The 10,598-nt window shown below is 70.3% G+C and carries 9 protein-coding genes; 3 read left to right on the forward strand and 6 right to left on the reverse strand.

Features of this window, described 5'->3' with window-relative positions; translation table 11 throughout:
- Window positions 1-32: 32 nt before the first annotated feature.
- The 4 genes from ACFWGJ_RS35680 to ACFWGJ_RS35695 all read right to left on the reverse strand — a co-directional run bounded on the left by ACFWGJ_RS35680 (window position 33) and on the right by ACFWGJ_RS35695 (window position 4,583).
- A complete protein-coding gene (locus tag ACFWGJ_RS35680) occupies window positions 33-779 on the reverse strand; it encodes an SDR family oxidoreductase (RefSeq protein WP_387332899.1) in 747 nt (248 codons plus the stop codon).
- Window positions 780-887: 108 nt separating this feature from the next.
- The gene (locus ACFWGJ_RS35685) at window positions 888-2,588 is read right to left on the reverse strand and encodes an L-aspartate oxidase (RefSeq protein ID WP_387332913.1); all 1,701 of its coding nucleotides are present in this window, start codon (window positions 2,586-2,588) and stop codon (window positions 888-890) included.
- A gap of 233 nt (window positions 2,589-2,821) precedes the next feature.
- Window positions 2,822-3,718, reverse strand: coding sequence for an RNA polymerase sigma-70 factor (locus ACFWGJ_RS35690; RefSeq protein WP_387332901.1), 897 nt, complete (start codon window positions 3,716-3,718; stop codon window positions 2,822-2,824).
- Window positions 3,719-3,842: 124 nt separating this feature from the next.
- Entirely contained in the window at window positions 3,843-4,583 is a 741-nt protein-coding gene (locus ACFWGJ_RS35695) for an SDR family oxidoreductase (RefSeq protein WP_387332903.1), read from the reverse strand.
- A gap of 279 nt (window positions 4,584-4,862) precedes the next feature.
- Between ACFWGJ_RS35695 and ACFWGJ_RS35700 the strand changes: the two genes are divergently transcribed.
- The gene (locus ACFWGJ_RS35700) at window positions 4,863-5,291 is read left to right on the forward strand and encodes a cupin domain-containing protein (protein ID WP_387332905.1); all 429 of its coding nucleotides are present in this window, start codon (window positions 4,863-4,865) and stop codon (window positions 5,289-5,291) included.
- Between the two features lie 112 nt (window positions 5,292-5,403).
- Here ACFWGJ_RS35700 and ACFWGJ_RS35705 read toward each other — a convergent pair whose 3' ends face one another.
- Window positions 5,404-6,324, reverse strand: a complete 921-nt coding sequence (locus tag ACFWGJ_RS35705; RefSeq protein ID WP_387332907.1) for a LysR family transcriptional regulator — start codon at window positions 6,322-6,324, stop codon at window positions 5,404-5,406.
- Between the two features lie 281 nt (window positions 6,325-6,605).
- On the opposite strand from ACFWGJ_RS35705, the gene ACFWGJ_RS35710 reads away from it, so the two are divergent.
- On the forward strand, window positions 6,606-7,946 hold the full coding sequence (locus tag ACFWGJ_RS35710) for an MFS transporter (protein WP_387332909.1): 1,341 nt from the start codon (window positions 6,606-6,608) through the stop codon (window positions 7,944-7,946).
- A gap of 35 nt (window positions 7,947-7,981) precedes the next feature.
- The gene (locus tag ACFWGJ_RS35715; RefSeq protein ID WP_387332911.1) at window positions 7,982-9,631 is read left to right on the forward strand and encodes an amidohydrolase; all 1,650 of its coding nucleotides are present in this window, start codon (window positions 7,982-7,984) and stop codon (window positions 9,629-9,631) included.
- A gap of 143 nt (window positions 9,632-9,774) precedes the next feature.
- On the opposite strand, the gene ACFWGJ_RS35720 is transcribed toward ACFWGJ_RS35715, so the two are convergent.
- Window positions 9,775-10,437, reverse strand: a complete 663-nt coding sequence (locus tag ACFWGJ_RS35720; protein ID WP_387332915.1) for a TetR/AcrR family transcriptional regulator — start codon at window positions 10,435-10,437, stop codon at window positions 9,775-9,777.
- Window positions 10,438-10,598: the final 161 nt, after the last annotated feature.

Below are 10,598 nucleotides of genomic sequence, written 5' to 3' on the forward strand. Positions count from 1 at the left end.
GCAGGGGGCCGCCCTTCGTTCCTACGCCCTCGTCACCGCTGCTGGGCGACCCAGTCGGTGAAACGGGTCTCGGCGATCCGCGCGTCTGCGCCCGGAAGGAGGGTCGTCTCCTGGAGCACGGCACCGAAGTACGGCGCCTTCGGGTCCGCGACGACCGTCCGCGGGTCGTTCTTGGCGGCGAGCGCCTTGCGGACGAGCTCGTCCAGCTGGAACGCGTCGGGCCCGGCGACCTCCAGCACGCCGTTGAGGGGCTCGCCGGCGGCCGTGCGGCCCACGGCGGCGGCCACGTCGTCGGACGCGATCGGCTGGATCTTGACGGGCGCGAGACGCACGGTGTCGCCCTCGGTCGCCGAGGCGGTGATGCCCTTCATGAATTCGAAGAACTGTGTCGCGTGGACGATGGAGTACGGAATTCCAGAATCCTCGATCAGCTTCTCCTGGGCCTGCTTGGCACGGAAATAGCCGCTCTCCTGGAGCCGCTCCGTGCCGACCACGGACAGCGCGACATGGTGGGTCACACCGGCGTCGGCCTCCGCCTTCAGGAGATTGGTGGTGGACGTGCGGAAGAATTCCATGACGTCGTCGTCCGCGAACGAGGGGGAGTTCGAGACGTCGACCACGACGGAGGCACCCTCAAGCACCTCTGCCAGGCCCTCGCCGGTCAGCGTGTTGACGCCGGTGTTGGGAGCGGCGGCCACCGCCTCGTGACCGTGTTCGGTGAGCCTGGCGACCAGCTTGGAACCGATAAGGCCTGTTCCGCCGATTACTACGACCTTCATGGTGAACCCTTTCGAAGTTCTCGCAGCAGCCTGTTGGCGTCTGCATCAGATAAGACAGGGCAGCCGCGGGACCTGTGACAGAAAAGGACTGAAAGGCGAAACGGTGCGCTATTCAACGAGTTTTCCGTCGGTGGACACGTCTTCCATGAGCGCGGCGATCTCGTCCGGCACGGGGGCGATGCTCTCGCGGGTGATGCCCGTGCTCGGCGACCACACGAGGTTGACCCGCAGCGCGGGATCCTGGTCCGGGTGGTCACTGCGGTTGTGGCAGCCACGGGTCTCCCGGCGTTCGAGCGCCGCCTCAAGCGTTGCCCGGGCCGCGAGGGCCGCGGACTTGAGATCGAAGGCGTGCGCGAGGTCCTGGAAGCCGGCGATGTCGGGATGGACGCCGACGTCCTCCATCCGCTTCTCGATCGCGTCGAGTTCGGCCAGCCCGGCGGTCAGCCCCGCCTCGTCGCGTACGACGCCCGCGTGCTCCGTCATGGTGTTGCGGATGGCGCGCTGCAGGGCGCGTACGTTCTCCGGCCCGTCCGCCGCCAGCAGGTCGTCGATCTCGGCGCGCGCCTGCGCCACCGCCGCCGCGGAGCGCGGCTGCGCGGTCAGTCGCCGGGAGTAGACGGCCGCCGCCTGTCCCGTGATGCGGCCGAAGACCAGCAGTTCGATGAGACTGTTGCCGCCGAGCCGGTTGGCGCCGTGCAGGCCGCTCGACGCCTCCCCGATGGCGTACAGGCCGCGTACGTCGGTGCTGTGGTCGTCGTGCCTGACCCAGACTCCGCCCATCGAGTAGTGCGCGGTGGGCGCGATCTCGATCGGTTCGCGGGTGATGTCCAGCATCTGCAGGTCCAGCAGCGTCTGGTAGACCCGGGGCAGCCGTTCCATGATCGTCCGTCGGGGGAGATGCGAAACGTCCAGCCACACGCCGCCCTTGGGTGTGCCACGCCCTTCCTTGATCTCGGTGTACGAGGCGAGGGCGACGCGGTCGCGGGTGGAGAGCTCCATGCGCGCGGGGTCGTAGCGGCTCATGAACCGTTCACCGAGTGCGTTGCGCAGGATGCCGCCCTCGCCCCGCGCGGCCTCGCTGACGAGCGTGCCGGCCGCGTTCTCCGGCTCGATGATCCCCGACGGGTGGAACTGCACCAGTTCCGGATCGCGCAGCCGGGCACCGGCGTTCACGGCCAGCCGGAACGAGTCACCGGTGTTCTCGTCGCGCCGCGAGGACGTCCGCCGCCAGATACGGGTGTGGCCACCCGCCGCGAGGATGACGGCGTCCGCGTGGATGACGTATCGCTGCCCGTCGCTGAGGTCGAAGCCGTAGGCCCCGAACACGGCGCCGTCGTGCACCAGGAGCCTGGTGATGTACACGCTGTCGAGCATGGGGATTTTCAGCTGGGCGGCCCGCCTGATGAGCGTGCGCTGGATCTCCAGGCCCGTGTAGTCACCGGCGAAGGCGGTGCGCCGGAACTTGTGCGCGCCGAAGAAGCGCTGGGAGATCCGGCCGTCCTCCTCCCTCGCGAAGGCCATGCCGTAGCGCTCCAGATCGTCGATCCCCAGGGCCGCGCCCCGGGTGACGATCTCGGCGGTACGGGGATCGGCCAGCAGGTAGCTCTCCTTGAGCGTGTCCGCGGCGTGCTGCTGCCAGCTGTCCTCGGGGTCCATGGTCGCCAGCGCGGCGTTGATGCCCCCGGCGGCCAGGGCCGTGTGCGCGTCCTCCTTGGGACGTTTGCCGACGGCCAGGACGTCCGTGCCCGACTCGGCCAGCTCGATCGCCGCCCGCAGTCCGGCCCCGCCCGTACCGATCACCAGCACCATGGTGGAAAGACGTTTCTCGGTGATAGCCACGATTGCTCCGATCGCTGGGGTAGTCCTCCAGTACGACCAGCAGCCCCGTGGGTTTGTGACACGGAGTGTGAAGCTGTGACCGGCACAGCAGACGAAGACCGCCCTGCCCGTGGACGGACCTGCGGGCGACCGGCGAGACACGGTCTCGTGACACCGGCCGACGGCACGGCCCGCCACGGCGGCCCCGCCCGTCGGTGACGGGCTCAGACCTCCTGCGACGCCGCGAAGGGCGCGAGCTTGGCGGGGCTCATCACCCACATGATCCTGTCGATGCCCTCCGCCGAGACGTCGACGGAGAGAAGGGCGACAGCGTTCCCGCCGGACAGGACGAGAACGGCCGCGCGCCCGTTGGCCTCGACCCAGCGGACGTCCGACTGCGGCCAGAAACGCGGTGCGAAAGCAGCGAGGTAGCGGGAGACGTGCGTGATCCCGACGACCGGGATCCGCGACGCGCCCCGCATGCCGGCCCCGTCGGTGTAGCTGACGACGTCCGCCGCGAGAACGTCCTCAAGCGCTTTGAGATCCCCCGTTTGTGCCGCGGTGAGGAACACCGACAGCAGCCGCCGGTGCTCCGCCCGGTCGACCTGCTCCCGCCGCTCGGCGGCCAGGTGCTTGCGGGCGCGGCTCACCAGTTGGCGGGTGTTGGCCTCACTGGTCTCCAGGATGTCGGCGACCTGCCGGTAGGGGTAGTCGAACGCCTCCCGCAGCACGTACGCGGTCCGTTCCACCGGGTTGAGCTTTTCGAGCAGGAGGAGAACCGCCATCTCGACCGCTTCGGCACGCTCCGCTCCGACCTGCGGGTCCGGGCTGGTGTCGATGGGCTCGGGAAGCCACGGTCCGACATACGCCTCGCGCCGCACGCGGGCGGACTGGGCCGTGTTGATCGCGAGGCGGGTGGCGATGGTGGTCAGGAACGCCGCCGGTTCGGCGATGTCCGAGCGGTCGGCGTTCTGCCACCGCACCCATGTCTCCTGGCACACGTCCTCGGCCTCCGCGGCACTGCCCAGTACGCGGTACGCGATACCGAAGAGCTGGGGACGCACCGCGACGAACTGCTCCGTCGCCCGCTCAAGCGAGTTGACGTCATCCCCGGTGTGCATCCGTGCCCCTTCTGTCCTACAGATCGCTCATGCTACAGCGGCCTCCTGGAAGGTGCGCGGACGGCCCCGTTCACCTTCGGCACGCCTGCGAACAGTGGGTTCTCGTGTCACACGGGCTTGGGCGTCATCGACCCGCGAGCCAACGGTCGACCGACTCGTGGCCCAGATGCGCGTCTGCTACGGGAAGCAGCGTCCGCCCGTCGAGCAGCGCGCCGAAGAACGGGGCCCGCGGATCGGATACCACCTCGCGCAGGGCACCACGGGCGGCCAGCAGCTTGGCGGTGAGGTCGTCGAGACGGTGCTCCTCGGGACCCGCGACCTCAAGCACGCCGAACAGCGGTAGCCCCACGGCCACATGGGCGACCGTGGCGGCGACGTCGTGCGTCGACACGGGCCGGACCGGCACGGGCGCCACGTGCACGCCGTCCGCGTGGGCGGTCGAGCGCGAAAGGGCGTCCACGGACTCGAAGAAGGGCGTGGCCCGCACGATGGAGTGAGGGATCGGCGAGCGCCGTATCCGCTCCTCCTGCAGTGCCTTCGCGTGGAAGTACCCGGCTTGCGCACGGTCGGCGCCTACCAGGGACAAGGCCACATAGTGCTCGGCACCTGCGGTGGCGGCGGCGTCCAGGAGGTTGGCGGTCGCCGCCTCGAAGAACCGCACACTCGTGGCCTGTGCGCGGGACGGCGCGTCGGTGACGTCCACCACGACGTCGGCGCCGCGCAGGGCGTCGGGAAGTCCCTCGCCCGTGACGACGTCCACTCCGTCGGAGCGCGAGAGAGGGCGGACCTCCACGCCGTGGTCCCGCAACCCGGCGACCGTCCTGGACCCGATCAGCCCGGTGGCACCTGCAACAACGACTCTCATCTTTTCGGCCTCTTCCCGTCGATGGCGATGGCGATGGCGGTGGCTATGGCGATGGTGGGGAGGGGGGAGGGGGGACTACGTACCCACCGCTCTTCAGACCGTCTGCAGGCAGGTGGTGTGACACTGTTCGGCGTCGAACGGGCGGACAGCTGACGGGCTGGGACCGGCAGTGCACCCCGTGTCACAGATCCGCCGCACGTCCGGTCATTCCTGGGAAGAGCCGAGCAGTTCGATCACCCAGGAAGGTGCGACACAGTGTCAGAGAGCCATGCAGGACACATGCACGGGGCCGATGCGCAGGAGGGGGCGACGGCCGGTTGGATGACCGCCGCCAAGATGCTCCAGGACGCCTCGCCGATCACCGTCCCGGAGGGTGCCTCGGCCATGACGATCCACGTCGAGTGGGAGCCGGGCGACCCGGGGACTCCGCCGCACCGGCACTCGGGTCCCGCCTTCGGGTACGTCATCGAGGGCGCCGTCCGCTTCGAGCTGGAGGGTGAGCCCGAGCGCGTCGTGGAGGCCGGCGGCACCTTCTGGGAGCCGGGCGGCGACGTCATCCACTACCAGGACGGCAACGCGCTGGCGGACGCGCGAACCCGGTTCGTGGTGACCATGCTGTGCGCGCCGGGCAAGCCCATGCTCGAACTGGTCGACGAGGAGGAACTGGTGAAGCGGGTCCATCTGCGTGCCCCGCGGCCCACCGCCTGACCTGTAGTCCTGCCCGCCGGACCCGAGCCCTGTGACCTCGGATCCCTGCCTCGGCCCGCAAGAGCCGCTTGCGGGCGGTAGGGAACGGGGCGCGGCCCGGCGGGCAGCCGCCTCAGCCGGCCGTTCGCCGCGCACCGTGCAGGCTGCCGGGCTTCCGGCCGCCGTCGTTGGCCGTCAGCCAGTCCGACAGCTGCCGTACGGCCGCGTCGATCTCGTCGTGTGCGTAGTGGTCGCGGTCCCAACCGGCGTACAGGGAGATGGCCAGCGGGTGGCCCTGGGCGCTGAGAGGGCGCACGCTCAGGTCGAACTGCGGATGGTCGACGACGACGCAGACGCCGTGGCCCGCGGCCGCCAGGGCCTGCGCCATGGCTTCGGACTGCGGCTCGAAGGCGGGCCGCAGTGGTGTGCTCTGCTCGTACAGGGTGGTGTCGAGGGCGCGCCGCACGGCGCTGGCCCGGCTACCCACGATGACCGGGTGTTCGAGCAGACTCGACAGCTCCAGGTCGCCGCCGCCCTCCTGGGCGATGGGGTGCGAGGGGGGCATCTGGGCACTGATCCGACGCCCGCCCAATCGCCGTGCCGCCATGCCGCCGGGCGGCGGAGCGGTGGAGATGCCGATGTCGACGTCCCCGGCCAGCAGTCGCTCGTACACCTGGTCCGGCTCACAGCCCCGGGCGTCGGTGAAGGGGCCGCCGAGCTCGGCGACGTACGGGGCGATGAGGTGCGTGATGGTGGAGTTGGGGCAGGCCACGCGGAACTGGAGCGGGCTCTGACCGGACACGGCCTGAAGCAGTTCCGTGCCCTGCGCGGCGCGCAGCGTGAGATCCCTGGCGACGGGTACGAAGCGGCGCCCGGCCGCCGTGAGCTGGACCCCCGTGCTGGTGCGTTGGAGCAGCTCCGCGCCCAGTTCCCGTTCGAGGGAGCGCAACTGGCGTGAGACGGAGGGCTGCGCCACATGGACGCGCGCGGCGGCGGCCGTCATCGAACCGGTGTCCACCACCGCCAGGAAGTACCGCAGGACCCGCAGTTCCATCGTGCCTCCGTCGTGCCGCGGTGGCGTCGGCGCCGCGTCTTCACCGCTCGGCGCCCGCCACCGTATCCCCGCTCGGACACGGTCATGCCTCCGAGGTATGACCGTACAGCTCAGAAGGTACTGGACCGTATGGCTGGTGGGCCACGAAACTATGGCCGACCGGACAACACCGTTCGAACGGGCACCCGCAGCGTCGCGGTCAACGCAGGACCTCGTGCCGCCTCGCGCCGCGCACAGGTCACATCCCCCGCCGGCACCGCCGCTTATCCCCGGAGTCAGCCATGCCCCAGACCACATCTGCCGCCGGCCGCAAAGCCAGACAGGCCACCACCGCGTCCTTCATCGGGACCGCGGTCGAGTGGTACGACTTCTACATCTACGGCACCGCCACCGCCCTGGTGTTCGGCAAGCTGTTCTTCCCCACCGCGAGTCCCACCGCCGGCACCCTCGCGGCCTTCGCCACCTTCTGGGTCGGCTTCCTCGCCCGCCCGCTGGGCGGACTGATCTTCGGCCACATCGGTGACCGGGTGGGACGCAAGAACGTCCTCGTCACCACCCTCGTCCTGATGGGGTCCGCCACCACCCTCATCGGCCTGCTGCCCACCTACGCCACCATCGGCGCCGCCGCGCCGGTCCTGCTCGTCCTCCTCCGCGCCGTGCAGGGCATCGCGGTCGGCGGCGAATGGGGCGGCGCGGTCCTCATGGCCACCGAGAACGCCGAGCACAAGCGCCGCGGCTTCGCGGGCATGTGGGTCCAGCAGGGCTCGCCGGCCGGGTCCGTCCTGGCCACCCTCGTCTTCATCGCCGTCGGAAACCTGTCCGACGACGCGTTCATGACGTGGGGCTGGCGCGTCCCGTTCCTGCTCTCCGCCCTGCTGGTGATCATCGGTCTGGTGATCCGGCTGAAGGTCACCGAGTCCACCGACTTCGAGAAGGCCAGGCAGCAGGAGGAGGGCGCTCCGAAGATTCCCGTGGTCGAGCTGTTCCGCACCTCCCGCGTGCTGGTCCTGCTCGGTGTCGGTGCCAGTGCCATGGGCATCTCGTCCGCCTACTTCACCAACACCTTCGTACTGTCCTGGGCCACGAGCGACCTCGGCGTGCACCGGCAGACCATGCTCGACATCCTCCTGATCCTCGCCGTCCTGCAGTTCCTGTGGCAGCCCCTGGCGGCACTGCTCGCCCAGCGCGTGGGAACGGTACGGGTGATGGCGGGCGCCCTGATCGCCAACATCGTCGTCGCGGTGCCGATGTTCCTCCTGATCGCCACCCGCGACAGCACACTGATCGGGGTGGGGCTGGCCCTGGGCGTGCTCACCGGATGCAGCTACTACGCGCTGCTGGCCGGCTTCCTGTCCCAGGCGTTCCCGGTCAAGGTCCGCTACACCGGCGTCTCCCTGGCCTATCAGCTGTGCAGCACGATCATCGGCGGCTCCACCCCCTTCGTCGCTCAGTGGCTGCTCACCCGGGGCGCGGGCCACTGGCCGGTGGTCGGCTACTACATCACGCTCCTGCTGCTGACCACCGTCTGCGTGCTGGCCCTGGCCCGCTACCGCTCGGGCCCCCGCGACGACGCCCCGGGCACCGAAGCCCGTGAGCGGGAGAGCCTCCCCACCGTCGCGTAAGCCGGCCACCCGAACTCCCTTCCTAGGAACCAGTCATGCACCTGGACGCACTGTTCACCAACGGCCGCTTCACCACGCTCGACGCGGACCGGCCCACCGCACACACCCTCGGGGTCTTCGGGGGCCGGATCGTCGGCCTCGACGAAGAAGTCGCCGGATGCACCGCGGAGCGGGTCCACGACCTGGGCGGAGCCCCGGCGGTGCCCGGCTTCAACGACGCCCACCAGCACCTGAGCATGCGAGGCCGCCGCCTCCTCGAACTCGACCTGCACGCGCGGACCGTCCCCACCCTCGACGCCCTGTACGCCGCGGTACGCGAGCGGGCGGCGCGGCTGGGCCCCGACGAGTGGCTCTTCGGCGCGGGCTACGACCAGAACAAGATCGGCGCCCACCCCACGGCCGAAGCCCTGGACGAAGCGGCTCAGGGGCGCCCCGTGTGGCTGGAGCACGTCTCCTGCCACATGGGCGTGGGCAACACCGCGGCCTTCACCCGGGCCGGCTTCACCGGCCGACTGGGTGTCCCCGACATCGACGGCGGCCATGTCGAACGCGACCCGGACGGCAGGGCGGCCGGACTGCTCCAGGAAACCGCCCAGCACCTGGTGACCCGGGCGTTCCGTCCCTCGCCCCTCGACTCTGTCGTCGCCGCCATCAGGGCCGGCAACGACCAGGGCGTGAGCGAGGGCATCACCAGCCTCACCGAGCCGGGCATCGCCGCCGCCGAACACGTCGGGCACGGCCCGGCCGACCTGTACGCCTTCCACCGGGCCGTCCAGGAAGGGGCACTGACGATCCGTACGACGGTCATGCCCTACATGACCGTCCTGCACGACATGGGGGCCGTCGGGGACGGTGACACCTGGTTCGGGCTCGACCTGGGCCTGCGCAGCGGATTCGGCGACGACCGACTGAAGGTCGGCGCCACCAAGATCGCCACGGACGGTTCGCTCATCGGCCGCTCGGCACACATGTGCTGCGGCTACCACGACGAACCCGACAACGTCGGCTTCCTCCAGTTCGACGAGCAGTGGCTGCGCCACACGATCACCGAGGCGCACCGGTGCGGCTGGCAGATCGCCGCCCATGCCATCGGTGACGCCGCCATCGACGTCGTCCTGGACGCCTTCGAGGCCGCGCAGGCCGCCCACCCGCGCCGGGACGCGCGCCACCGCATCGAGCACTTCGCCGTCGCCTCCGACAAGCAGGTCCGCCGCCTGGTGGACAACGGCATCGTCCCCGTTCCGCAGGGGCGCTTCGTCTCCGAGATCGGCGACGGAATGATCACCGCGCTGGGTCCCGAACGCGCCGAACTCTGCTACCGCATGCGCAGTCTCCTGGACGCCGGGGCCGTGCTCCCGGGCAGCAGTGACGCCCCGGTCGCGCACGGGAGTCCGCTGCTCGGCATCCACGACATGGTCAACCGCCGTACCGCGGGCGGCGCCCCGCTGGCCCCGGCCGAGGCGCTCACCGCCGAACAGGCCCTGTACGCCTACACCGTGGGCTCCGCCTACGCCGAACACGCCGACGACCGCAAGGGCCGCCTCTCCCGCGGCATGCTGGCGGACTTTGCCGTCCTCTCGGACGACCTGCTGACCGTCGACCCGCAGCGGATCGACACCCTGTCCGTCGGCGCCACGGTGATCGGCGGAAGCGTGGTCCACGACTGCGGCGCCCTGTCCGGGTAGCCGTGACCTGCTGGGCGCCACCGGCTTCCGGAGCGTTCAGTCCGTGCGCGTCTTCGACTGAGGTCGTGAGCGGCACGGTGGTGCCTGGCCGGGTGAAGGGTTTCGGGGAACGCGATGCAGCCTGGGTCGCGTTCCCCTGAGCGTCAGTGGGTTCGGGGTCGGCTTCCGGCTTGGAGGCGGAGGCCCGCGAGGGTCAGGTTCAGAGCGGCGATGAACTGGTCCCGGTCGTCGTGCTCCGCGAACTCGTCGACGATCTGGTGCACGAACGGGAAGTCCGTGGCGTCGAGTGAGCGCCATCTCTCGGCGAAGCGGCCGAGGAACGCGTCGCGGTCCACGTCGCCGTCGAGCAGTTCCTGCGGCACTTCCATGCCCAGGTCCGCGGCCGTGCCGACCACGACGCCCGTGATCGCCGAGACGGCGTGGAACCGCTGCCGGGGTGTCAGGTCCAGGCGCAGGGTCTGCTCACCGAGCTTCTCGTACAGCCGCAACGAGTTGCCCTGGACGTCGGTGTTACGCATGAAGTACGCCGACAGCCACGGCCGGTCCACGATCGCGTCGAACAGGGTGATGGCCATCGCGCGCAGGTCGGCGATCGGGTCGTCGCTGTCGGGCTGCTCCTCGACGGCCGTCAGGACCCCGCCGATCGCGTGGTCGGTGGCGCGGTCGAGGAGCTCGTCCTTGCTGGAGACGTACCAGTAGATGGTGCCGACGCCCGTGCCGAGCCGGGTCGCGAGGGCGCGGAACGTCAGCGCCGATCCGCCTGCCTCGTCGAGCAGGGCCACGGCCGCGGTGAGGACGGCCTCCATCGAGTGCGAAGCGCGCCGGCGTCCTCGGGGAGGTCCTTCGGCGGAGCGTGTTCGCGGCGGTGTCATAGCTCTCATCCAATCACAGCTTGCGCGACCTCGAACGGCGTTCTACGGTGGAACCACGTTCCCCCAGCCGCCTTCTCCGGGCCGCCTGGACCACC

Origin of the sequence: Streptomyces sp. NPDC060205 (assembly GCF_042728395.1) — a bacterium.
Lineage (GTDB): Bacteria > Actinomycetota > Actinomycetes > Streptomycetales > Streptomycetaceae > Streptomyces.

What these genes read in the sequence shown, in the direction of transcription:
- ACFWGJ_RS35680 (WP_387332899.1), bottom strand. Translation starts at nt 779, where the DNA reads ATGAAGGTCGTAGTAATCGGCGGAACAGGCCTTATCGGTTCCAAGCTG.
- ACFWGJ_RS35685 (WP_387332913.1), bottom strand. Translation starts at nt 2,588, where the DNA reads ATGGTGCTGGTGATCGGTACGGGCGGGGCCGGACTGCGGGCGGCGATC.
- ACFWGJ_RS35690 (WP_387332901.1), bottom strand. Translation starts at nt 3,718, where the DNA reads ATGCACACCGGGGATGACGTCAACTCGCTTGAGCGGGCGACGGAGCAG.
- ACFWGJ_RS35695 (WP_387332903.1), bottom strand. Translation starts at nt 4,583, where the DNA reads ATGAGAGTCGTTGTTGCAGGTGCCACCGGGCTGATCGGGTCCAGGACG.
- ACFWGJ_RS35700 (WP_387332905.1), top strand. Translation starts at nt 4,863, where the DNA reads ATGCACGGGGCCGATGCGCAGGAGGGGGCGACGGCCGGTTGGATGACC.
- ACFWGJ_RS35705 (WP_387332907.1), bottom strand. Translation starts at nt 6,324, where the DNA reads ATGGAACTGCGGGTCCTGCGGTACTTCCTGGCGGTGGTGGACACCGGT.
- ACFWGJ_RS35710 (WP_387332909.1), top strand. Translation starts at nt 6,606, where the DNA reads ATGCCCCAGACCACATCTGCCGCCGGCCGCAAAGCCAGACAGGCCACC.
- ACFWGJ_RS35715 (WP_387332911.1), top strand. Translation starts at nt 7,982, where the DNA reads ATGCACCTGGACGCACTGTTCACCAACGGCCGCTTCACCACGCTCGAC.
- ACFWGJ_RS35720 (WP_387332915.1), bottom strand. Translation starts at nt 10,437, where the DNA reads ATGGAGGCCGTCCTCACCGCGGCCGTGGCCCTGCTCGACGAGGCAGGC.